Raw genomic sequence first — 23,305 nt, 5'->3', positions numbered from 1 at the left:
CGTGTAGCTGGCCTATACAGCTTACTGGTTAGGTAACCCTAATACAGCCCCCTGTGGGCCGTCCCGCCGCCGGGTGCCGCCCTGGTGCGGCTCGGGTGCGGTCCGGGTCCCGTCCGGGGCGCAGATCCGGCACCCGTGCCGGTCGTGGCGGGGCGCACGCCGGGCGCGCACGCCCCGCCACGGCCGCCCGCCCGCCACCCCGCCGGTTCTCGCCCGTCTGCGACGGGTGGCAGGATCGGACCCATGCCAGAAGCGCTCGATGCCACCCCCTACGACGCCCTGCTCCTGCTCTCGTTCGGCGGGCCCGAGGGCCCGGACGACGTGGTCCCGTTCCTGGAGAACGTGACCCGGGGCAGAGGCATCCCCAAGGAACGGCTCAAGGAGGTCGGACAGCACTACTTCCTGTTCGACGGGATCAGCCCCATCAACGACCAGAACCGGGCGCTGCTCGACGCGCTGCGCAAGGACTTCGCCGAGCACGGCCTGGACCTGCCGGTCTACTGGGGCAACCGCAACTGGGCGCCGTACCTCACCGACACCCTGCGCGAGATGGCCGCCGACGGGCGGCGCAGGATCGCGGTGCTGGCCACCAGCGCGTACGCCTCGTACTCGGGCTGCCGGCAGTACCGCGAGGACCTCGCGGGCGCCCTGGCCACCCTGGAGGACGAGGGGCTGGAGCCGCCGAGGGTCGACAAGCTGCGGCACTACTTCAACCACCCCGGGTTCGTGGAGCCGATGACCGAGGGCGTCCTCGCGTCCCTGGCCGAGCTGCCCGAGGACGTCCGGGCCGGCGCGCATCTGGTGTTCACCACCCATTCGATCCCGGTCGCCGCGGCCGACACCTCCGGCCCCGCCGAGGGACACGGCGACGGCGGCGCGTACGTCCGCCAGCATCTGGACGTGGCCCGGCTGATCGCGGAGGCGGTGGGCGAGCAGACCGGCATCGAGCACCCGTGGCGGCTCGTCTACCAGTCGCGCTCCGGGGCCCCGCACATCCCCTGGCTGGAGCCGGACATCTGCGACCACCTGGAGGAGCTGCACGGTGCGGGCGTCCCGGCGGCGGTGATGGTGCCGATCGGGTTCGTCTCGGACCACATGGAGGTCCTGTACGACCTGGACACCGAGGCCCGCGCGAAGGCGGCGGAGCTGGGGCTCCCGGTACGCCGTTCCGCCACCGTCGGCGCCGACCCCCGGTTCGCCGCGGCGGTCCGCGACCTGGTCCTGGAGCGGGCCGCGGCCGAGGGCGGACGGCAGCCGGCCCGGTGCGCCCTCGGGGCGCTGGGCCCCTCGCACGACCTGTGCCCGGTCGGCTGCTGCCCGGCCCGCACCCCCAAGCCCGCCGCCGCGGGCGCCGACAGCCCCTACGCGTGAGGAACCACGTGATCGAGCCCCTGCACACCGAACTCCTCCAGCTCGCGCACGAGGCCGCCCGCCGCGCGGGCGAGCTGCTGCGCGACGGCCGCCCGGCCGACCTCGCGGTCGCCGCCACCAAGTCCAGCCCGATCGACGTCGTCACCGAGATGGACATCGCCGCCGAGAAGCTGATCACCTCGCTGATCGCCGAGCACCGCCCGGACGACGGCTTCCTCGGCGAGGAGGGCGCCTCCAGCGAGGGCACCAGCGGCATCCGCTGGGTCGTGGACCCCCTCGACGGCACCGTCAACTACCTGTACGGGCTGCCGACCTGGGCGGTGTCCATCGCGGCCCAGCAGGACGGCGAGACCGTCGTCGGCGTCGTGGCCATCCCCCTGCGCGGTGAGACCTGCCACGCGGTCCGCGGCCGGGGCGCCTGGGCCTCCGGCGGCTGGGTCGGCGAGCGCCGGCTGGCCTGCCGCCCCTCGCCGCCGCTCGACCAGGCCCTGGTCTCCACCGGCTTCAACTACGTGACCAAGGTCAAGACCCACCAGGCCGACGTGGCTCAGCGGCTGATCCCGCTGGTGCGCGACATCCGTCGCTCCGGCTCGGCGGCGGTCGACCTGTGCGACGTCGCGGCCGGGCGCCTCGACGGCTACTACGAGCGGGGTCTGCACGCCTGGGACCTCGCCGCCGGGGACCTGATCGCCCGGGAGGCGGGCGCGCTGACCGGTGGACGCCCCGGAGAACGCCCCACGGGCGATCTCGCGGTGGCCGCCTCCCCGGGCGTCTTCGAGCCCCTCCAGCGGCTCCTGGAGGACTTCGGGGCCTGGCACGACTGACGGCACCTGGCACGACTGACGGCACCGCCGTGGCCCGAGGCCGGCGGAGATGAAACGGAGCGGGGCCCCGGTACTGGATCGATACCGGGGCCCCGCTCTCGTACGTGCTGATCAGACGCGCGCGGCGCCGACCTCCACACCGTGCTCCGCGGCAAGGCGGTGCAGGTCGTCCAGCTCGGCCTGCTCGACCTCCGCGAGGAAGTCGTCGCCTGTCTCGCGAGCCCGGGTCAGATCGGTCTCGGTCGCCCTTATGCGCTGCAGAAGTCCTGTCGTGAATGCGTCCATGCTGCGCCCCCTCGTCCTGGGTCGTGGGTCGGGTGGCACGGGGGTGTGCCGATGGAAGGGGCGATCACGTCTCCGAATGGGGTGCCCAGACGCTGCCCGGTCTGGGCGGCGACGGTGCCGGACACCCACGCCCGCTCTGCGGGGAGCGTTGGACGTACCACACTGTGGCTTGCCACATGCAGAGCGTGATCGCGGGGTGTAAAGCCGTCCTCCCCCCGCTCTCTTCCGTGGAAACCTCAACCCGACAAGAAAATCTCGCATTCCCGGTCCCGCGGACGCGCTTCCCTGGCGCCTCCCCCGTCTTACAGCCGGTTTATGGCCGAAACGGGCAGGATGGAGCTCTCATCCGTGACGGACCTGCCCGCGTGGTGCGCCGAAGCGTGCCCGCCGGTGGACAGAGGAAGGACAAGCGACGTGCGCGTACTCGTCGTCGAGGACGAGCAGCTGCTCGCCGATGCGGTGGCCACCGGACTGCGCCGGGAGGCCATGGCCGTCGACGTCGTGTACGACGGCGCGGCCGCGCTGGAGCGCATCGGGGTCAACGACTACGACGTGGTCGTCCTGGACCGCGACCTCCCGCTCGTGCACGGCGACGACGTCTGCCGGAAGATCGTCGAGCTCGGCATGCCCACCCGCGTGCTGATGCTCACCGCGTCCGGCGACGTCAGCGACCGGGTCGAGGGCCTGGAGATCGGCGCCGACGACTACCTCCCCAAGCCCTTCGCGTTCAGCGAGCTGACCGCACGCGTGCGTGCCCTCGGCCGCCGTACGAGCGTGCCGCTGCCGCCGGTCCTGGAGCGTGCCGGGATCAAGCTCGACCCCAACCGCCGCGAGGTCTTCCGCGAGGGCAAGGAGGTCCAGCTCGCGCCCAAGGAGTTCGCCGTCCTGGAGGTCCTGCTGCGCAGCGAGGGAGCGGTGGTCTCCGCGGAGCAGCTCCTGGAGAAGGCCTGGGACGAGAACACGGACCCGTTCACCAACGTCGTGCGCGTGACGGTCATGACGCTGCGACGCAAGCTCGGCGAGCCCGCCGTGATCGTCACCGTGCCCGGCTCCGGGTACAGGATCTGATCCATCGTGGCCGCCACCCCCGCGCCGCCCGCGGCGCCTCCGAAGCCGACGTGGGAACCCAGAAGGGCCGAGCCGCCCTTTCCGTGGCTGCGTCCCACCATTCGCATACGTCTCACGCTGCTGTACGGCGGCATGTTCCTGATCGCCGGCATCATGCTGCTGTCGATCATCTACCTGCTCGCGGCGCAGGCCCTGAACGTCGGCAGCGAACTCCCCTTCAAGATCATTTCCGGCCAGGTCGGCAGCAGCACCTGCAACCTGCCCTCGGCCCCCACCGCGGACCAGCTCAACCGCGCGATGGCCGACTGCGTGAACCAGCAGCGCCAGCACGCCCTCGACGACCTGCTGAGCCGCTCGCTGCTGGCCCTGCTCGGCCTCGCGGTCATCGCCTTCGCGTTCGGCTACGCGATGGCGGGCCGCGTCCTGTCGCCGCTCGGCCACATCACCCGCACCGCGCGGGCCGTGGCCGGCTCCGACCTGTCCCGGCGGATCGAGCTCGACGGCCCGGACGACGAGCTGAAGGAGCTCGCGGACACCTTCGACGACATGCTGGAGCGGCTGCAGCGGGCCTTCACCGCGCAGCAGCGGTTCGTCGGGAACGCCTCGCACGAACTGCGCACGCCCCTGGCGATCAACCGCACGCTGCTCGAGGTGCACCTCTCGGGACCCGGGGTGCCCACGGAGATGCAGCAGCTCGGCAAGACGCTGCTCGCCACCAACGAGCGCAGTGAGCAGCTCGTCGAGGGCCTGCTGCTGCTCGCCCGCAGCGACAACCAGATCATCGAGCGCAAGCCGGTGGACCTCGCCGAGGTCGCCTCGCAGGCCGTCGACCAGGTGCACGCCGAGGCCGAGGCCAAGGGCGTGGAGATCCGCGGGCGGCGCGCCCCGGTGGTCGTCCAGGGCAACGGCGTCCTCCTGGAGCGGATCGCCCTGAACCTCGTCCAGAACGCCGTCCGGTACAACGTGCCGCAGGACGGCTGGGTCGAGGTCACCACGGACACGGAGCACGGCCGGGCGGTCCTGGAAGTGTCGAACACGGGACCGGTCGTTCCCGCGTACGAGGTGGACAATCTGTTCGAGCCCTTCCGGCGGCTGCGCACGGAGCGTACGGGCAGTGACAAGGGTGTCGGCCTCGGCCTGTCGATCGTCCGTTCGGTCGCCCGGGCGCACGGGGGTCACATCGTCGCCCAGCCCCGAGAAGGGGGTGGCCTCGTGATGCGCGTCACCCTTCCCATCTGAGACCATGGCGCGGACACGCGGCGATGTTCGCTTTGCGCGGAATTCTCGGGTCACCCACCCGAGTGACCCGTGTGTGATCGATCACAAGAACGATTTTCTGTCCGTCTACTCTCCGTGATCATGTGACCTGCCGGAAAGCCGGGAAATGCCGGGTTTTCGGGGGTCCTGATCACGGGAAGTACACGGTGGGGCGCCTTTGAAGTGCGGCCTCGGGACCGTGTACGGTCCGCATCGCCATCCAAGCCGATCACTCTCACCGAGTCCGGTTGGGTGTCGATTGAGTAACAGACCTTGATGTGAGGCAAAATCTCCGCCTCGGGTCGGGCACAAGTCCGGCCTCTCACGCGTTACGTGCGCTGGAGACACCGCAGACCACCCAGAGGGGGAGAGCGACAATGGCAACGGATTACGACACCCCGCGCAAGACAGACGACGACGTCGACTCGGACAGCCTTGAGGAACTGAAGGCTCGCCGGAACGACAAGTCGACCTCGTCCGTCGACGTTGATGAGTTCGAGGCCGCCGAAGGCCTGGAGCTGCCCGGTGCGGACCTCTCGAACGAGGAGCTGGCCGTCCGGGTACTGCCCAAGCAGCAGGACGAGTTCACCTGCATGAGCTGCTTCCTGGTGCACCACCGCAGCCAGCTGGCCCGCGAGAAGAACGGTCAGCCGATCTGCCGCGACTGCGACTGAGGCAGGGTCGGCCGTGACAGGCTCGACCCCACCCTGGAAGCGCCGCCTCCCGTCCAGGGCGGCGGACGAAGGGCCCGCCAAGGGCCCTGACGGCGTGCGTGACGACGAGCGGGGCTCTTCCGGACAGGGATCAGCCTCGCTCGACCGAACGGGCGCCACAGACGGCCTGACGGCCCCCACGGACACTTCCTCGCCCGTCGCGAGGCGTCGCGTGGAGGCTGTCCGGGACGGCCTCAAGAGGGGCGTCACGAGGAGTGGCGTCCGGGCCAGGGCGGGCCTGGCGTTTGTCACCGACCGCATCATCGACATCGCCCCGCGCATTCCCGTACGCGACCTCGCCGCCCTGCGCAGACAATTCCCGGGCCTCGGCCCGGAGGAGATCGCCGACAAGCTCGTCGCGGGCGCCGCCGCCGCGACCTCCACCGTCGGCGCCGGGATCGGCGCCGCCGCGATGCTGCCGGTGCCGCCCGCCATGCCCACCGAGCTGGCCGCCGAGATCACCGCCGTCGCCGCGATCGAGCTCAAGCTCATCGCCGAACTCCACGAGGTCTACGGCCTTCGCCCGCCGGGGACCCTCAAGGAGCGCAGCACGGCCTATCTGCACTCCTGGTCGGGCGAGCGCGGCATCGACGTGGCCAAACCCATGACGATCAACGCCGCGCTGGGCGGCCAGATGAAGCGCGAGCTGCGCCAGCAGATCATGAAGCGGACGGTCCGGGACCTGCCCAACCTGATGCCCTTCATGATCGGGGCGACCGTGGGCGCGGTGATGAACCGCCGTGACACCAAGCGCGTGGCGGGCCACATCCGCAAGGACCTGCGCAGGATGCAGGTGCCCTGGGACGCGCTCCCGCAGCTGCCGCCGCTGGAGAAGCCGGTGGATCCGGTCCGGATCGGGGAGATCCCGACCGACCTCGGGGACACGGGCCCCGGCCGCACGGACCCGGGACGCTGAGACCGCTCACGGTGCCTCCGCACCCGGAGGCACCGGCGGAACCCTCGGCCACCCTCGTCGGGCCGGCCGATCCCCGGGTGGAGCCCGCCCTCACAGCGTCGGGCCGTCGCCGCGCTCGGCCGCCCTCGCGGGGCCTGCCGGGCGTCGTGCTCAGCCGTCCTCGATGAGTCGGCCGAACGCCGTGCTCAGGCGCCCTCGCAGCACCGGCCGATCCCAGGGGTCAGCCGCCCTCGCCGGCCAGGCCGGGCGTCATGCTCGGCCCCGTTGCAGGGTCAGTCGAACACCGTGCTCAGGCGCCCTCGGCGGCCCGTGACGACTCTCGTGCCGTCTCCAGGGCCGCGGCCAGGCGCTCCGGCTCGCGCGTGGACAGGTACAGATAGGGCGTCGGGTCCTCGGGGTCCGTGACCTGGACGCGCAGCGCCGTGGGGATGTACGAGCGCAGGAGCATGAAGGCGCGGGTGTCGGCCTTGTGGGTGCGCCAGGCGCGCGCCTCCTCCGCGTCCATGACCTCCGCGTCGCCGAGGGCCGAGACCGGGATCCGGGCGTCCCCGGCCACCAGCGCGTCACCGACCACGCGGATGCGGATCGAGCCGTACGCACTGGCCGCGACCGCCGCGAACGCGGTGCCGCCGACGAGCGCCCCGAGCATCGGCAGGGTGCCGAACGGCAGGAAGACCAGGGCCAGGGCGAGCCCGACCAGGAAGCTGATCAGCCACCACGACCGGGGCGCGGTGAGGCGTTCTTCGTACGGGGAGGCGGAGAGCTGCATGACGCCAAGCTTGGCACGGTGCGAAGACTTGGTGGACGCGCGGGTAAGGTCTGCGCCTGTGAGTGGTACTTCCGCAGCTCTGACGCCTCCCGCCGACGCCGTCGCGCCGGTGCGGCACCCCGACGCGCCCGCCCCCGGAGAGCTCCTCGGAGCACACTACGAACACTGTTTCGGGTGCGGCGGCGCGCAGCCCCACGGACTCCACCTGGAGGCCCGCGCGGGCGAGGGCGTCACGATCACGGCGGAGTTCACCGTGCGCCCCGTCCACCAGGGCGCCCCGGGACTCGCGCACGGCGGCGTGCTCGCCACCGCGCTCGACGAGACGCTCGGCTCGCTGAACTGGCTGCTGCGGACGATCGCCGTGACCGGACGCCTGGAGACCGACTTCGTCCGCCCCGTGCCCGTCGACACGGTGCTGTATCTGGAGGCCGAGGTCACCGCGGTGGCCGGCCGGAAGATCTACTGCACCGCCACCGGACGGATCGGCGGCCCCGACGGCCCCGTCGCCGTCCGCGCGGACGCCCTGTTCGTCGAGGTGAAGGTCGACCACTTCATCGACAACGGCCGCCCGGAGGAGATCCGCGCGGCGATGAGCGACCCGGACCAGATCCGGCGAGCCCGTGCCTTCGAGGTGAACCCGTGAGCCACAGCCCCGGGGCCGGCGTGCCCCGTCCGGAACTCCCCGTGATGATCACCCGCGTCGATCCGCACGTACCGCTTCCCGAGTACGCGCACCCCGGTGACGCGGGAGCCGATCTGCGCACCACCGAGAGCCGTGAGCTGAAGCCCGGTGAACGGGCCGTGCTGCCGACGGGCGTGGCCATCGCGCTGCCCGAGGGGTACGCGGCCTTCGTGCACCCCCGCTCCGGCCTGGCCGCCCGCTGCGGTGTGGCCCTCGTGAATGCCCCGGGGACGGTTGATGCCGGGTACCGTGGGGAGATCAAGGTGATCGTGGTGAATCTCGATCCGCACGAGTCGGTGCGGTTCGAGCGCTTCGACCGGATTGCCCAGCTGGTCGTCCAGCAGGTCGAGAGGGTCCGCTTCCAGGAGGTCGCGGAACTTCCCGGCTCGGCGCGGGCCGCAGGGGGCTTCGGGTCCACCGGCGGTCATGCCGCCGTGGACAGCACAACGGGTGGGAATCGATACGCTTCGGTCGTATCCGACCGGGAAGGACAGTGACGTGTTCGGACGTCGCAAGAAGGGCAGTGCCGCCGAGGACGCGGCGGGCGAGGCCGAGCAGGTCGTCGACAGCGTCGACACTGAGGCGGACGAGAACGCGGAGCGTGAGCGCGTGAGGCTCGAGCCCGAGCCGCGCCCCGACGGGCCCTGGGACAGCGCGGAGGTGCGCGACCCCGCCGAGGGCCGGGTGGACCTCGGCGGTCTGTTCGTGCCCGGAGTCGACGGCATGGAGCTGCGGGTCGAGGTCGCGGGCGACGCGATCGTCGCGGCCACCGTCGTCGTCAACGACAGCGCCGTACAGCTCCAGGCCTTCGCCGCCCCCAAGCGCGAGGGCATCTGGGGCGAGGTGCGCGAGGAGATCGCCTCCGGGATCACACAGCAGGGCGGGGTCATCGACGAGGTCGAGGGCCCGCTGGGCTGGGAGCTGCGGGCGCAGGTGCCGGTGCAGCTGCCGGACGGCACGGGTGGCTTCCAGGTCGTGCGGTTCGTCGGCGTGGACGGTCCCCGCTGGTTCCTGCGCGGAGTGATCTCCGGGCAGGGCGCGGTGCAGCCGCAGGCCGCGGGTCTGCTGGAGCAGATCTTCCGGGACACGGTCGTCGTCCGCGGGGAGGGCCCCATGGCCCCGCGCGACCCGATCGTCCTGAAGCTGCCGAACGACGCGCAGATGGTCCCCGAGGGCGTCCAGCAGGAGGACCAGGCCGGTTCCCGCTTCTCCGGCGGCATGGGACAGCTCCAGCGCGGACCGGAGATCACCGAGGTCCGCTAGCCGGACGGCGGGACACGAAGAGACGGACCACGAAAGGGCCGCATCCTCACGGGGGTGCGGCCCTTTCGCGTGCGCGGGCAGGCCCCTGCGTGCGGTTCGCGCGGCCCGCCCCGCGCGGGGTCCGGACACGCACCCCCGCCTGTTTCTGTATGTGAACGACGGTTGAGCAGCGGCTCTTTCTTCAGGCCTTGACGGAAGCCTGGTCCGTACCTATGGTCACCGGCCAGCGCTCCATGTTCAGCATCCCGTGTGTCATTCACATACAAGAATGGATGGCTCTGCATGTCCGACACCCCCACTCGGCACAGCCGCAGACGGCGCCCGGCCTTCCTCGTCACCGTCGCCGCGACCGCCGCACTCGTCGGCACCCTCCTGTCCTGGCCCGGCGCCCACCGGGCCGACGCGGCGCCCGCCGCGTTCGCGCACCCCGGAGTCACCGTCTCCAAGGGGCAGCTCGACTTCGCCCGCACCCAGGTCCTGGCCGGAGCCCAGCCCTGGAAGGGCGCCTACGACCAGATGATGGCGAGCAAGTACGCCTCGCTCACGCGCACCCCCACGCCCCGCGCGACCGTGGAGTGCGGCTCGTACTCCAACCCCAACTACGGCTGCACCGACGAGCGCGAGGACGCGATCGCCGCGTACACCGACGCCCTCGCCTGGTACGTCACGCGCGACGAGCGCTACGCCAGGAAGTCGATCGAGCTGATGGACGCCTGGTCCGCGGTGATCAAGTCCCACACCAACAGCAACGCGCCCCTCCAGACCGGCTGGGCCGGCTCCTCCTGGCCCAGAGCCGCCGAGATCATCAAGTACACGTACACCGGCACCTGGGCGAACTCCGGCCGCTTCGCGGGCATGCTGCGCGACGTCTACCTGCCCATGGTCATCAACGGCTCCAACTCCAACGGCAACTGGGAGCTGTCCATGATGGAGGCCGCGGTCGGCATCTCCGTCTTCCTGGAGGACAGGACCTCGTACGACAAGGCCATGGCGAAGTTCCGGACGCGCACGGCGGCGTACGTCTACCTCGCCAGCGACGGCGCGGTGCCGAAGACCGTGCCGAGCCAGAACCTCGACACCACGGCGAAGATCGTCAACTACTGGCAGGGGCAGTCCACCTTCGTCACCGGACTCACCCAGGAGACCTGCCGCGACCTCACGCACACCGGCTACGGCATCTCGGCCATCTCGCACATCGCCGAGACCAGCCGCATCCAGGGACAGGACCTGTACGGCACCGACGTCGGCGAGCGGCTGCGCCAGGCGCTCGGCTTCCAGTCGAAGTACCAGCTCGGCACCGCCGTCCCGAGCTGGCTGTGCGGAGGCTCGCTCAACCTCGGGCTCGGCCCGGTCACCGAGGTCGGCTACAACGCCCTGCACAACCGTCTGGGCATCGCGATGACCAACACCCAGACGCTGACCCAGCAGAACCGCCCGGCCGGCAGCAACAACCTCTTCGTCGCGTGGGAGACGCTGACGCACGGCGACAATCCCGCGTGAACCGAAACCGGGGTCCCGTCCGATGAGGAGATGAGGGACCGGGCGACCGGCCGGGAGGCCGGCGCCCGGTCCGCGGGACCACCGGGAGAAACCATGAGCCGAACCGTCACCGTCACCATCGGCACCGCCGCCGACGCCACCACCCCTGTCACCGGCACGTTCGCGCGTCGGCCCGCGGGGAAAGGTGCGAGGCCGCGCCGCGCATCAGGGTTGCGTCAAGGACGTTCCCCGGCGGGCCGCTCGTCCCCTTCGCCGGGAATCCTGGCCGTAAGGTCGACGCTGCGTACACAGCGGTGACGGGAAGACAATGAGGTCATGGGACGCGGCAAGCTTCGGATCTACCTCGGTGCGGCACCCGGCGTGGGCAAGACCTACGCGATGCTGTCCGAGGCGCACCGTCGCGTGGAGCGCGGGACGGACTGCGTGGTGGCCTTCGTCGAGCACCACCAGCGGCCCCGCACCGAGGTGATGCTGCACGGCCTGGAACAGCTCCCGCGCATGGAGCTGGAGCACCGGGGCGCAGTCTTCACCGAGATGGACGTCGACGAAGTGCTCCGGCGTGCCCCGGCCGTCGCCCTCGTGGACGAACTGGCGCACACCAACGTCCCCGGCTCCCGCAACGACAAGCGCTGGCAGGACGTGGAGGAACTGCTCGCCGCCGGGATCGACGTCGTCTCCACCGTCAACATCCAGCACCTGGAGTCGCTCGGTGACGTCGTCGAGTCGATAACGGGAGTGCGCCAGCGCGAGACCGTGCCGGACGAGGTGGTGCGGCGGGCGGACCAGATCGAGCTGGTCGACATGTCGCCGCCCGCCCTGCGCCGCCGGATGGCGCACGGCAACATCTACAAGCCGGACAAGGTCGACGCGGCCCTTTCGAACTACTTCCGCCCCGGCAACCTCACGGCCCTGCGCGAACTCGCGCTGCTGTGGGTCGCCGACCGGGCCGACGAGTATCTGACCGAGTACCGCAGCGAACACCGGGTCTCCAAGATCTGGGGATCCCGGGAGCGGATCGTCGTCGGGCTGACCGGCGGCCCCGAGGGGCGGACCCTGATCCGGCGTGCCGCGCGGCTGGCCGAGAAGGGGGCGGGCGGCGAGGTCCTCGCCGTCTACATCGCCCGCAGCGACGGCCTCACCTCCGCCTCCCCGAAGGAGCTGGCCGTCCAGCGCACCCTGGCCGAGGACCTCGGCGGCACCTTCCACCACGTCGTCGGGGACGACATCCCCGCCGCCCTGCTGGACTTCGCCCGCGGGGTCAACGCCACCCAGATCGTGCTCGGCTCCTCCCGCCGTAAGACCTGGCAGTACGTCTTCGGGCCGGGTGTCGGCACCACGGTCGCCCGGGAGTCGGGCCCCGACCTGGACGTCCACATCGTCACCCACGAGGAGGTCGCCAAGGGGCGCGGTCTGCCGGTGGCGCGCGGGGCACGGCTCGGCCGCTCCCGGATCATCTGGGGCTGGGCGGTCGGCATCGGCGGCCCCGTCGTCATGGCCCTGCTCCTGAACACCATCGACCTCGGCCTCGCCAACGACATGCTGCTGTTCCTGGCGGTCACGGTCGCGGCAGCCCTGCTCGGCGGACTCCTCCCGGCCCTCGCCTCGGCGGCCTTCGGCTCCCTGCTGCTGAACTACTTCTACACACCGCCCCTGCACCGGCTCACCGTCGCCGATCCGAAGAACATCGTCGCCATCGTGGTCTTCGTGGGCGTCGCCCTTTCCGTGGCGTCGGTGGTGGACCTCGCCGCCCGCCGGACGCACCAGGCGGCGCGGCTGCGGGCCGAGTCGGAGATCCTCTCCTTCCTGGCCGGCAGCGTGCTGCGCGGCGAAACCAGCCTGGAGGCCCTGCTGGAGCGCGTCCGCGAGACCTTCGGGATGGAGTCGGTCGCCCTCCTGGAGCGCGCGGGCGACGTCGACCCGTGGACCTGCGCGGGCAGCGCCGGTCCCTCGCCCGCGGCCCGCCCCGAGGACGCCGACGTCGACATGCCGGTCGGCGACCACACGGCGCTCGCCCTGACCGGGCGGGTGCTGCCCGCCTCCGACCGCCGGGTCCTGGCCGCCTTCGCCGCGCAGGCCGTGGTCGTCCTGGACCGCCAGCGGCTTCAGTTCGAGGCGGACCAGGCCAAGGAACTGGCCGAGGGCAACCGCATCCGCACCGCCCTGCTGGCCGCCGTGAGCCATGACCTGCGCACCCCGCTCGCCGGGATCAAGGCGGCGGTCTCCTCCCTGCGCTCCGACGACGTGGCCTGGTCCGACGAGGACCGGGCCGAGCTCCTCGAAGGCATCGAGGACGGAGCCGACCGCCTCGACCACCTCGTGGGCAACCTCCTGGACATGTCCCGGCTCCAGACCGGCACGGTCACCCCGCTGTTCCGCGAGATCGACCTCGACGAGGTCGTCCCGATGGCCCTCCTCGGTGTCCCCGAGGGCAGCGTGGACCTGGACATCCCCGAGAGCCTGCCGATGGTCGCCGTCGACGCCGGACTCCTGGAGCGCGCCGTCGCCAACCTCGTCGAGAACGCCGTCAAGTACAGCCCTCCCGACGCGCGCGTCCTGGTCGCGGCCAGCGCCATGGCCGACCGCGTGGAGGTCCGCGTGGTCGACCGCGGCCCCGGCGTCCCGGACGAGGCCAAGGACCGCATCTTCGCGCCCTTCCAGCGCTACGGAGACGCCCCGCGCGGCACCGGAGTGGGCCTCGGGCTCGCCGTCGCCCGGGGCTTCGCCGAGGCGATGGGCGGCACCCTCAACGCCGAGGACACCCCCGGCGGCGGACTCACCATGGTGCTCACGGTGCGGGCGGTGGACCACCGGCCCGACCTGGCCGCCCGATCAGCAGTCGCAGAAAGGCAGGCTTCATGACCCGGGTCCTCGTGGTCGACGACGAGCCGCAGATCACCCGAGCCCTCGTGATCAATCTGAAGGCGCGCAAGTACGAGGTCGACGCGGCCCCCGACGGAGCCACCGCGCTCCAGCTCGCCGCCGCCCGCCACCCCGACGTCGTCGTGCTCGACCTCGGCCTGCCCGACATGGACGGCGTCGAGGTGATCAAGGGACTGCGCGGCTGGACCCGCGTGCCGATCCTCGTGCTGTCCGCCCGGCACTCCTCGGACGAGAAGGTGGAGGCCCTCGACGCCGGCGCCGACGACTACGTCACCAAGCCCTTCGGCATGGACGAACTGCTCGCCCGGCTGCGCGCCGCCGTCCGTAGGGCCGAGCCCACCGGGGGCGGTGAGGACGACGTGATCGTGGAGACCGCGGGCTTCACCGTGGACCTCGCGGCGAAGAAGGTGCACCGCGACGGGCGTGACGTCCGGCTCACCCCCACGGAGTGGCACCTGCTGGACGTGCTCGTCCGCAACACGGGCCGGCTCGTCGGGCAGAAGCAGCTGCTCCAGGAGGTCTGGGGCCCGTCCTACGGGACGGAGACCAACTACCTGCGGGTCTACATGGCGCAGCTGCGCCGCAAGCTGGAGGTCGACCCCTCGCACCCGAAGCACTTCATCACCGAACCGGGCATGGGATACAGATTCGAACGGTGACGCGGCCGGCCCCCGCCGGGCGACCGTCCGGGTCGCCCGATCGAGCGGACTCCGGGGCCGGTTGGGGCGGTGGCGGAGCGGGTACGAAGCTGTCGGCGCCCCCCGGTACGCTTTCGGTATGAGTGCTGTCCCTCGTTCCGAAAAGCCGGCGGGCCGCTTCCGGCGCATGATGGACCGGCTCTCCTCGTCCCAGGAGGACCTGGAGTCCGAGGAGCTGCGGGAGGACACGGCGACCGCGGGCTGCACCCGTATCGGTGACTGCCACGACCGGCAGATCGTCACCGTTACTGGTACCTTGCGCACGGTCACTCTGCGGCCGAGGGCCGGTGTCCCGGCCCTGGAGGCCGAGCTGTTCGACGGCTCGGCCGCCCTGGACGTGGTCTGGCTCGGCCGGCGTTCCATCGTCGGCATCGAGCCCGGACGCAAGCTGATCGCCTCGGGCCGTATCTCGATGAGCCGGGGCCGTAGGGTGTTGTTCAATCCGAAGTACGAACTCAGACCCCTCGGACGGGAGTAGCCGGTGACGTCGCTCGACAAGCCGACCGAAGACGCCCAGGACGCCCAGCAGGATGCACGGGCGGTGACCGAGGCCGCACTCTTCGAGGCGTTCGGCGGCGTGCGGGGCATGGTCGAAACCGTGATGCCGGGCCTGCTCTTCGTCACCATCTTCACGATCAACAAGGACCTGCACTGGTCGGCGATCGCCGCCCTCGCCGTGTCCCTGCTGCTCGTCGTGGTCCGCCTGGTACGGCGCGACACCGTGAAGCACGCCTTCAGCGGTGTCTTCGGCGTCGCCTTCGGTGTGGTCTTCGCGATGATGACGGGCAACGCCAAGGACTTCTACCTGCCCGGCATGCTCTACACGCTCGGGCTCGCCGTCGCCTACATCGTGACGACCCTCGCGGGCGTCCCGCTGATCGGGCTGATCCTCGGCCCGGTCTTCAAGGAGAACCTCTCCTGGCGCACCCGCAACCCCGGCCGCAAGAAGGCCTACGCCAAGGCCAGTTGGGCCTGGGGCCTGATTCTGCTCGCCAAGTGCGCGGTGCTCTTCCCGCTCTACTGGTGGGGTGACACCACCCAGTTCGGCTGGGTCCTGATCGCCCTGAAGATCCCGCCGTTCCTGCTCGCCGTCTGGCTCACCTGGGTCTTTCTGGCCAAGGCGCCGCCGCCCATCGACGTGTTCGCCGAGATGGAGGCCGAGGAGCAGGCGGAGAAGGAGCGCAAGGCCGCCCTCGCGCACGAGCGCGGCGACACCCCGGCCCCGGCCCGGCACCGCCGCCAGGCCTGAGCCCGCTGCCGGCCGAGGACGCCTGAGCACGGTCCTGGTCGGGAACAACGCATACGACGAAGGGGGCGCCCGGAGATTCTCCGGGCGCCCCCTTCGTCGTACCGCCGTGCGCGTCCCCCGCCGGCGGTGGGATGACCGCCGACGGGGGACGGACGGCTACTTCGTGGTGCTCGGGTCGCGCCGCACCGACAGCAGGTCCTCGAGCTGCTCCTCGCGGGCCTGGGCGGCCACGAAGAGGAGCTCGTCGCCCGCCTCCAGGGAGTCCTCCCGGGAGGGGGTCAGGACGCGGGTGCCGCGGATGATGGTCACCAGCGAGGTGTCCTCGGGCCACGCGACGTCGCCGACGGTCGTACCGGCGAGAGCGGACTCCGGCGGCAGGGTCAGCTCGACGAGGTTGGCGTCGCCGTGGCTGAAGCGCAGCAGCCGCACCAGGTCGCCGACGCTGACGGCCTCCTCCACGAGGGCCGACATCAGACGCGGGGTGGAGACGGCGACGTCCACGCCCCAGGACTCGTTGAAGAGCCACTCGTTCTTGGGGTTGTTCACGCGGGCGACGACGCGGGGGACCCCGTACTCGGTCTTCGCGAGCAGCGAGACCACGAGGTTGACCTTGTCGTCGCCGGTGGCCGCGATGACCACGTTGCAGCGCTGCAGCGCGGCCTCGTCCAGGGAGGTGATCTCGCACGCGTCGGCGAGCAGCCACTCCGCCTGCGGGACGCGCTCGACCGAGATGGCGGTCGGCGCCTTGTCGATCAGCAGGATCTCGTGGCCGTTCTCCAGCAGCTCGCCCGCGATCGAGCGGCCCACGGCGCCGGCACCGGCAATGGCGACTCTCATCAGTGCCCCGCCTCTCCCTCAGGGCCCTTGGCGAACGCCGCCTCGACCTTGTCCACCTCGTCGGTGCGCATCATCACGTGCACCAGGTCGCCCTCCTGCAGCACCGTCTGCGAGCTGGGCAGCACGGCCTCGCCCAGCCGGGTGAGGAAGGCGACGCGCACGCCCGTCTCGTCCTGGAGGCGGCTGATCTTGTGGCCCACCCAGGCGACGGAGGTGTGCACCTCGGCGAGCTGCACCCCGCCCGTGGGGTCGCGCCACAGCGGCTCGGCGCCCGAGGGGAGCAGCCGGCGGAGCATCTGGTCGGCCGTCCAGCGGACGGTGGCGACGGTCGGGATGCCCAGGCGCTGGTAGACCTCGGCGCGACGCGGGTCGTAGATGCGGGCGGCGACGTTCTCGATGCCGAACATCTCGCGGGCCACGCGGGCGGCGATGATGTTGGAGTTGTCACCGCTGGAGACCGCCGCGAACGCACCGGCCTCCTCGATGCCCGCCTCGCGCAGGGTGTCCTGGTCGAAGCCGACTCCGGTGACGCGGCGGCCGCCGAACCCGGAGCCCAGCCGCCGGAAGGCGGTGGGGTCCTGGTCGATCACGGCGACCGTGTGCCCCTGTTGCTCCAGGTTCTGGGCAAGAGCGGAACCTACTCTTCCGCAGCCCATGATGACGATGTGCACGACCGTCCTTCCGCATGAATGGTTACGGCTCAGGCTAAACAGGGTCTCAGACCGCCGCCCAAGCTACACACGCACGGTCGGCCGGGGGCATCCTTGAGCAGGTTCGGCCGTGCCTTTTTCGCGGAACGTTCACGGAACGGCGCGGTGAGCGCCGGCGAACGGACCGCGAACGGACCGCGACCGGCGATGAACGGCCGCGACCGGCGGCGGGCAGGGGCGGACGCCGCCGGACGCGGGCCGGGGTCCGGGCTCAGCGCCGTGTGATGCTGCGAACACTCGCGAGGGTCAGGATTCCGAGGCCGGCCAGTGCCACGGCCGCGCCGACGAACTCGGGGGTCAGGTGCATGCGTCCTCCAGGGCGCTCGGGGGCGGGGTTTTGTCATATAGACACGTGGGTCTCCACGGCCACGGAATCCGCAGCCGGAGGCCACCCCGTTTTCACCCGGAGAGCAGACGACGGGCCGAAGTGGGAAGGTGGGTGGGCGACAGCCAGTTCGAACCCTTACGATTCCCTGTTGTGTCCAAACTGACCGACGTGCCCAAGCGGATCCTCATCGGGCGCGCACTGCGCAGCGACCGGTTGGGGGAAACGCTTCTGCCGAAGCGCATCGCCCTCCCCGTTTTCGCATCCGACCCGCTCTCCTCCGTGGCGTACGCGCCCGGGGAAGTGCTGCTGGTCCTCTCCATCGCGGGCGTGTCGGCCTACCACTTCAGCCCCTGGATCGCGGTCGCGGTCGTCGTGCTGATGTTCACGGTGGTCGCGTCCTACCGGCAGAACGTGCACGCCTACCCGAGCGGCGGCGGCGACTACGAGGTCGCCACCACCAACCTCGGTCCACGGGCCGGCCTCACCGTCGCCAGTGCGCTGCTCGTCGACTACGTCCTCACCGTCGCCGTCTCCATCGCCTCCGGCATCGAGAACCTCGGCTCCGCGGTGCCGTTCGTGGTGGAGCACAAGGTGTTCTGCGCGGTCGCCGTCATCGTGCTGCTCACGCTGATGAACCTGCGCGGAGTCAAGGAGTCCGGAAAGCTCTTCGCGATCCCGACCTATGTCTTCGTCGCCGGTGTCTTCATCATGATCGCCTGGGGTGCCTTCCGGGGTCTCGTGCTCGGCGACACCATGCTGGCGCCGACCGCCGAGTACCACATCAAGGCCGAGCACCAGGGGCTCGCGGGCTTCGCGCTCGTCTTCCTGCTGCTGCGCGCCTTCTCCTCCGGCTGTGCGGCGCTCACCGGTGTCGAGGCCATCTCCAACGGTGTCCCGGCCTTCCGCAAGCCCAAGTCGAAGAACGCCGCGACCACGCTCGCCGCGATGGGCCTGCTCGCCGTCACCATGTTCTGCGGCATCATCGCCCTGGCCATGACCACCAAGGTGCGCATGGCCGAGAACCCGGCCACGGACCTGATCCACAACGGCGTGGCCGTCGGCGCCGACTACGTCCAGAACCCGGTGATCTCCCAGGTCGCCGAGGCCGTGTTCGGCAAGGGCAGCTTCCTGTTCATCCTGCTCGCCGCCGCCACCGCCCTCGTCCTGTTCCTGGCCGCGAACACCGCGTACAACGGCTTCCCGCTGCTCGGTTCGATCCTCGCCCAGGACCGTTACCTGCCGCGCCAGCTCCACACCCGCGGCGACCGCCTGGCCTTCTCGAACGGCATCGTCCTGCTGGCCGGCGCCGCGAGCATGCTCGTGATCATCTACGGGGCCGACTCGACCCGGCTGATCCAGCTCTACATCGTCGGCGTGTTCGTCTCCTTCACTCTCAGCCAGACCGGCATGGTCCGCCACTGGAACCGCCACCTGGCCAGCGAGACCGACCAGGCCAAGCGCACCCACATGATCCGCTCCCGCGCGATCAACGCCTTCGGCGCCTTCTTCACCGGCCTGGTCCTGGTCGTCGTCCTCGTCACCAAGTTCACGCACGGCGCCTGGGTCGCCCTGCTCGGCATGGTGATCTTCTACGCGACGATGACCGCGATCCGTAAGCACTACGACCGCGTCGCGGAGGAGCTGGCCGCACCCGAGGGACCGACCGACGACAGCGTCCGCCCCTCGCGCGTCCACTCCGTCGTCCTGGTCTCCAAGATCCACCGGCCGGCGCTGCGCGCCCTCGCCTACGCCAAGCTGCTGCGCTCCGACACCCTCGAAGCGCTCAGCGTCAACGTGGACCCGGCCGAGACCAAGACCCTGCGCGACGAGTGGGAGCGGCGCGGCATCGACGTACCGCTGAAGGTCCTCGACTCGCCCTACCGGGAGATCACCCGCCCGGTGATCGAGTACGTGAAGGGTCTGCGCAAGGAGTCGCCGCGCGACGCGGTCTCCGTGATCATCCCCGAGTACGTCGTCGGCCACTGGTACGAGCACCTGCTGCACAACCAGAGCGCCCTGCGCCTCAAGGGCCGCCTGCTGTTCACCCCGGGCGTCATGGTGACCTCCGTGCCCTACCAGCTGGAGTCCTCCGAGGCCGCGAAGCTGCGCGCCCGCAAGCGCCAGGACTGGAACGCTCCGGGCGCCGTGCGCCGCGGACCGGCCCACGAGCGGCCCAAGGAGCCCACCCAGAAGAGCTGACGGGGGCGGGAGGCGCGTCGCGGGCTCACGGACGGGGCGGGAAGCGGTGCCGTGAGCACGTAGACTGGACGGCTGTTGTCCGGCTGTGTCGTCCGGCCGTTTCCCCCCTCTCGACTGGAGTCACCCCACCATGCAGGCAGAACCGAAGAAGTCGCTGGTGGGGGACGAGTACGAGGTCGAGATCGGCCCCGTCGCGCACGGCGGTCACTGCATCGCCCGCACCGACGAGGGCCAGGTCCTCTTCGTCCGCCACGCGCTGCCCGGCGAGCGGGTCGTCGCCCGGGTGACCGAGGGCGAGGAAGGGGCGCGGTTCCTGCGCGCCGACGCCGTGCGGATCATCGACGCCTCCAAGGACCGCGTCGAGGCGCCCTGCCCGTACGCGGGCCCCGGCCGCTGCGGCGGCTGCGACTGGCAGCACGCCAAGCCGGGCGCCCAGCGCCGGCTCAAGGGCGAGGTCATCGCCGAGCAGCTCCAGCGCCTCGCGGGCCTCACGCCCGAGGAGGCCGGCTGGGACGGCACGGTCATGCCCGCCGAGGGCGACAAGCTGCCCGCCGGTGAGGTGCCGCAGTGGCGCACCCGCGTCCAGTACGCCGTCGACCCCGACGGCAACGCCGGACTGCGCCGCCACCGCTCGCACGAGGTCGAGCCCGTCGAGCGCTGTCTGATCGCCGCCCCGGGGGTCACCGAGCTCGGTATCGAGGAGCGCGACTGGTCCGGCATGGCGGCCGTCGAGGCGATCGCCGCGACGGGCTCGCAGGACCGCATGGTCATCCTGGAGCCCCGGCCCGGCGCCCGCCTGCCCCTGGTCGAGCTCGACAAGCCGGTCTCCGTCATGCGCGTCGAGGAGAAGGACGGCGGCATCCACCGCGTCCACGGCCGCGCGTTCGTGCGCGAGCGCGCCGACGGCCGCACCCACCGGGTCGGCAGCGGCGGCTTCTGGCAGGTCCACCCCATGGCCGCCGACACCCTCGTCAAGGCGGTCATGCAGGGCCTGCTGCCGCGCAAGGGCGACATGGCCCTCGACCTCTACTGCGGCGTCGGCCTCTTCGCCGGCGCCCTCGCCGACCGCCTCGGCGACCAGGGCGCGGTCCTCGGCATCGAGTCGGGCAAGCGCGCCGTGGAGGACGCACGGCACAACCTCGCCGGGTTCGACCGCGTCCGCATCGAGCAGGGCAAGGTCGAGGCGGTCCTCCCGCGCACCGGCATCACCGAGGTCGACATCATCGTCCTCGACCCGCCCCGCGCGGGCGCCGGCAAGAGGACGGTCGAACACCTCACGTCCCTGGGCGCCCGCCGCATCGCCTACGTGGCCTGCGACCCGGCGGCCCTGGCCCGCGACCTGGCGTACTTCCGCGACGGCGGCTACAAGGTCCGGACCCTGCGAGCGTTCGACCTGTTCCCGATGACCCACCACGTGGAGTGCGTGGCGATCCTGGAGCCGGTGAAGAAGGACGCCTGACCTGCTGTTTTGTCGATGCGCGGAATGTGCGTCGCGGGCGGTACGGGCGAGATCCTGTCGCTGAAACGACGCGCCTGGTGCCGGAGTCGGGCGGAGTCGACTGCGATCGTCCACGGGCACGCCCGGGGCACTCACCGCTCACTGATCGCGTCCCCTGTCACAGCGTCGGCAGACGCAGGGCGAGCAGGGCCACGTCGTCGGTGCTGCCGGGCGGCATACGGGCGAGCAGTTGGTCGCACAGCGTGTCCAGCGGTACGTGGGCGAGCGCGAGGGCGTGGCGACGCAGCCGGTCCAGACCGGTGCCGAGGTCGCTGCCGGGGATTTCGACCAGGCCGTCGGTGTAGAGCAGCAGGGTGGATCCCGGCGGCAGGGGGTGCGTTGCGTCCGGCCGGCCCACGCCGGGGTCCACGGGTGCGCCGAGGATGAGTCCCTGTCCGGCTTCGAGGTACTGCGTGTGCCCGTCGGGGGGCAGGAGGAGGGGCGGCGGGTGTCCGGCGCTGGTCCACCGCAGGGTCCATGGGCCGGTGTGCGGGTGGCCCTCGACCTGTGCGAGGACGAGGGTGGCCATGGGGACGGTGGTGATGGCGGGCATGGCGTCATCGAGGCGGTCGACGACAGCGCCGGGCGGTCCGGTGTGGTCCCAGGCCAGGGATCGCAGGATGCCGTGCAGTTGGGCCATCCCGGCGGCCGCGGTCAGGTCGTGGCCCACGACGTCGCCGATGACCAGCGCGAGCGTGCCGTCCTTCAGCTCGAACGCGTCGTACCAGTCGCCGCCGACCTGGGAGCCCGCGGGGGCCGGCTGGTAGCGGGCGGCCAGCCGCAGGCGGCCGGGCTGGGGCAGTGGGGCAAGCAGGTTGTGCTGCATGGCCTCGGCGACGGCTCGCTGGCGGCCGAACCGCCGTGCGTTGTCGATGACCAGGCCGACCCGGCGGCCGATGTCGCTCACCACCTCCAGGTCGGCGGCGTCGAAGGGGTGCGCCGGATCGGTGCGCACCACCGTGAGGGCGCCGGTGAGCTGCCGGTAGGAGCCCAGCGGGACCGTGATGGCGGACGTCGCGTCCACCGTCTGCAGGAAGTCACGATGGGCGACGGCCAGGGGAGAGCCGGGCGCAGTGGTCGTCCCCGCCTCGTTCTGCGCGTCCTGCCCGTTCTGGAGCACGGGATCACCTCCGTGCAGCACCTGGACAAGAGCCGAGCGGTCCGCTTCCCCGGTTTCGGGAAGGCGCTCCCTCCTGCCTTCCTGCCCGGCATCCCGGCCCGCGGGGCCGGTCACCGCCACTCGGTGGACCAGTCCGGAACCGGTCCGGAGGTCAACCGCCACCCAGTCGGCGAGGCGAGGAACCAGCAGGCGGCCCAGCCGCGCGAGTGCCTCGTCGGTCTCCAGGGTCTGGCCCAGGACGTCGGTGATCTCCGCGACCAGCGTCAGCCGCTCGTTGAGGTCCTCCAGAGCACTCGTATAGGCCGCACGCTCCCGGCGTGCGCTGCGGTCGCTCGTGATGTCGGTGAACAGTACGGCCATGCCCTTGAACGAGCCGCCGTCCGTCAGGGGAGAGGTGGACCACGAGATCGTGATCAGATGACCGTCACCGCGTACGTAGCTGTCGCCCTCCCCGCGCGTGGCGGCCCCCTCGGCCAGCGCCCGGAGCAGCCGGCACCGCTCGCGCGGGAGCTTGCCGCCGCCCGTGTCCCGGTGCAGCAGGTCGTGCGCGTCCCTGCCGCGTACCGCGCGGGTGGTTCGGCCCAGTAGCCGTTCGGCGGCTGAGTTGAAGGCGAGGATCCGGCCTGCCGGATCCACCACCATCAGGGCCGTGCTCAGCTGCTCGACGACCTGCCGCCAGAAGTCCGGTTCGGCCGCCGGCCACGACCGCCCCTCACCTCCCGCACCGAGCACCGAATCCTCCACCACGCCGCCCTCCAGCCATGGCGGTCTCCCGCCGAAGACCGCGGGCGCTTCAGGGGAACCGACAGATCAGTACCGATGATCCCCTGACGGAAACCCGCTCGCACGGCCGACGCGAGATCCTGCTCGCCCACCGGACAAGTGCAGGCCGCAGCCGGATCGTGCTCAGGGATCGCCCGTTCGTCACGCAACTCGGCGCCGGAGACATCAGGAAGGCCTCCGCCTTCCGTGCGGCGTACGGGATTGTCCTGACGGCTTCGCGGCAGTTCTTCCGCCGGTGCAGTGTGGCCGTGGTCGTCACCGCCAGTCCCGGCCCGGGTACCTGCTCGCGGCCAGTGGGATTCATCGGGGGCTCCGTCCGTGTGAACGCGATGCTGCTTCCGAAACCAGCCGCTGT

General features: G+C 71.3%; 21 protein-coding genes. 16 read left to right on the top strand and 5 right to left on the bottom strand.

Going from position 1 to position 23,305, the window contains the following annotated elements; translation table 11 throughout:
• The first annotated feature begins 243 nt into the window (after positions 1 to 243).
• Together IO36_RS14570 and IO36_RS14565 are read left to right on the top strand one after the other, a co-directional pair.
• Entirely contained in the window at positions 244 to 1,371 is a 1,128-nt protein-coding gene (locus IO36_RS14570; protein ID WP_037620048.1) for a ferrochelatase, read from the top strand.
• Between the two features lie 8 nt (positions 1,372 to 1,379).
• Positions 1,380 to 2,195, top strand: coding sequence for an inositol monophosphatase family protein (locus IO36_RS14565; protein WP_037620047.1), 816 nt, complete (start codon positions 1,380 to 1,382; stop codon positions 2,193 to 2,195).
• Between the two features lie 111 nt (positions 2,196 to 2,306).
• Here IO36_RS14565 and IO36_RS47400 read toward each other — a convergent pair whose 3' ends face one another.
• On the bottom strand, positions 2,307 to 2,480 hold the full coding sequence (locus IO36_RS47400) for a hypothetical protein (protein ID WP_167347400.1): 174 nt from the start codon (positions 2,478 to 2,480) through the stop codon (positions 2,307 to 2,309).
• Between the two features lie 414 nt (positions 2,481 to 2,894).
• Between IO36_RS47400 and IO36_RS14560 the strand changes: the two genes are divergently transcribed.
• The 4 genes from IO36_RS14560 to IO36_RS14545 all read left to right on the top strand — a co-directional run bounded on the left by IO36_RS14560 (position 2,895) and on the right by IO36_RS14545 (position 6,434).
• Positions 2,895 to 3,548, top strand: a complete 654-nt coding sequence (locus tag IO36_RS14560; protein ID WP_037620045.1) for a response regulator transcription factor — start codon at positions 2,895 to 2,897, stop codon at positions 3,546 to 3,548.
• Between the two features lie 6 nt (positions 3,549 to 3,554).
• On the top strand, positions 3,555 to 4,787 hold the full coding sequence (locus IO36_RS14555) for a sensor histidine kinase (RefSeq protein ID WP_037620044.1): 1,233 nt from the start codon (positions 3,555 to 3,557) through the stop codon (positions 4,785 to 4,787).
• A 395-nt stretch (positions 4,788 to 5,182) separates the two neighbouring features.
• Positions 5,183 to 5,479, top strand: a complete 297-nt coding sequence (locus IO36_RS14550) for a DUF4193 domain-containing protein (RefSeq protein WP_003997302.1) — start codon at positions 5,183 to 5,185, stop codon at positions 5,477 to 5,479.
• A 13-nt stretch (positions 5,480 to 5,492) separates the two neighbouring features.
• Entirely contained in the window at positions 5,493 to 6,434 is a 942-nt protein-coding gene (locus IO36_RS14545; protein ID WP_167347399.1) for a hypothetical protein, read from the top strand.
• Positions 6,435 to 6,723: 289 nt separating this feature from the next.
• On the opposite strand, the gene IO36_RS14540 is transcribed toward IO36_RS14545, so the two are convergent.
• Positions 6,724 to 7,203 (bottom strand): DUF3093 domain-containing protein, encoded by a 480-nt coding sequence (locus IO36_RS14540; RefSeq protein ID WP_037620042.1) that lies wholly within the window; start codon positions 7,201 to 7,203, stop codon positions 6,724 to 6,726.
• A gap of 58 nt (positions 7,204 to 7,261) precedes the next feature.
• On the opposite strand from IO36_RS14540, the gene IO36_RS14535 reads away from it, so the two are divergent.
• The 8 genes from IO36_RS14535 (at position 7,262) to IO36_RS14500 (ending at position 15,475) form a co-directional block, all read left to right on the top strand.
• A complete protein-coding gene (locus IO36_RS14535) occupies positions 7,262 to 7,846 on the top strand; it encodes a PaaI family thioesterase (RefSeq protein ID WP_037620041.1) in 585 nt (194 codons plus the stop codon).
• Positions 7,847 to 7,890: 44 nt separating this feature from the next.
• Positions 7,891 to 8,382: a dUTP diphosphatase gene (gene dut, locus IO36_RS14530; protein ID WP_107065712.1), complete on the top strand. Its 492-nt coding sequence runs from the start codon at positions 7,891 to 7,893 to the stop codon at positions 8,380 to 8,382.
• A gap of 1 nt (position 8,383) precedes the next feature.
• A complete protein-coding gene (locus tag IO36_RS14525; protein WP_037620039.1) occupies positions 8,384 to 9,148 on the top strand; it encodes a DUF3710 domain-containing protein in 765 nt (254 codons plus the stop codon).
• A gap of 282 nt (positions 9,149 to 9,430) precedes the next feature.
• Entirely contained in the window at positions 9,431 to 10,648 is a 1,218-nt protein-coding gene (locus IO36_RS14520) for an alginate lyase family protein (protein WP_037620038.1), read from the top strand.
• A gap of 315 nt (positions 10,649 to 10,963) precedes the next feature.
• Positions 10,964 to 13,507: a sensor histidine kinase gene (locus IO36_RS14515; RefSeq protein ID WP_037620036.1), complete on the top strand. Its 2,544-nt coding sequence runs from the start codon at positions 10,964 to 10,966 to the stop codon at positions 13,505 to 13,507.
• Positions 13,504 to 14,187, top strand: coding sequence for a response regulator (locus IO36_RS14510; protein ID WP_037620035.1), 684 nt, complete (start codon positions 13,504 to 13,506; stop codon positions 14,185 to 14,187). Before IO36_RS14515 ends, IO36_RS14510 begins: the two co-directional genes overlap by 4 nt.
• A gap of 118 nt (positions 14,188 to 14,305) precedes the next feature.
• Positions 14,306 to 14,704 (top strand): OB-fold nucleic acid binding domain-containing protein, encoded by a 399-nt coding sequence (locus tag IO36_RS14505; protein ID WP_078943188.1) that lies wholly within the window; start codon positions 14,306 to 14,308, stop codon positions 14,702 to 14,704.
• A gap of 3 nt (positions 14,705 to 14,707) precedes the next feature.
• Positions 14,708 to 15,475, top strand: coding sequence for a DUF3159 domain-containing protein (locus tag IO36_RS14500; RefSeq protein ID WP_037620033.1), 768 nt, complete (start codon positions 14,708 to 14,710; stop codon positions 15,473 to 15,475).
• Between the two features lie 156 nt (positions 15,476 to 15,631).
• On the opposite strand, the gene IO36_RS14495 is transcribed toward IO36_RS14500, so the two are convergent.
• Positions 15,632 to 16,312, bottom strand: coding sequence for a potassium channel family protein (locus IO36_RS14495; protein ID WP_037620032.1), 681 nt, complete (start codon positions 16,310 to 16,312; stop codon positions 15,632 to 15,634).
• The gene (locus IO36_RS14490; RefSeq protein WP_037620031.1) at positions 16,312 to 16,983 is read right to left on the bottom strand and encodes a potassium channel family protein; all 672 of its coding nucleotides are present in this window, start codon (positions 16,981 to 16,983) and stop codon (positions 16,312 to 16,314) included. Before IO36_RS14490 ends, IO36_RS14495 begins: the two co-directional genes overlap by 1 nt.
• Positions 16,984 to 17,500: 517 nt before the next feature.
• Here IO36_RS14490 and IO36_RS14485 point away from each other — a divergent pair.
• Both IO36_RS14485 and IO36_RS14480 read left to right on the top strand, forming a co-directional pair.
• Positions 17,501 to 19,549 carry an APC family permease gene (locus IO36_RS14485; RefSeq protein ID WP_037620030.1) on the top strand — a complete coding sequence of 683 codons (2,049 nt, stop codon included), beginning with the start codon at positions 17,501 to 17,503 and terminating at the stop codon, positions 19,547 to 19,549.
• A 130-nt stretch (positions 19,550 to 19,679) separates the two neighbouring features.
• On the top strand, positions 19,680 to 21,008 hold the full coding sequence (locus IO36_RS14480) for a class I SAM-dependent RNA methyltransferase (RefSeq protein WP_037620029.1): 1,329 nt from the start codon (positions 19,680 to 19,682) through the stop codon (positions 21,006 to 21,008).
• Between the two features lie 157 nt (positions 21,009 to 21,165).
• Here the strand turns inward: IO36_RS14480 and IO36_RS14475 are convergent, their stop codons facing one another.
• On the bottom strand, positions 21,166 to 22,914 hold the full coding sequence (locus IO36_RS14475; RefSeq protein WP_245173277.1) for a SpoIIE family protein phosphatase: 1,749 nt from the start codon (positions 22,912 to 22,914) through the stop codon (positions 21,166 to 21,168).
• Between the last annotated feature and the right edge of the window lie 391 nt (positions 22,915 to 23,305).

It is taken from the genome of Streptomyces aureus (assembly GCF_000725495.1).
GTDB lineage: Bacteria > Actinomycetota > Actinomycetes > Streptomycetales > Streptomycetaceae > Streptomyces > Streptomyces aureus_B.
This window is presented reverse-complemented; position numbering and strand designations above follow the sequence as displayed.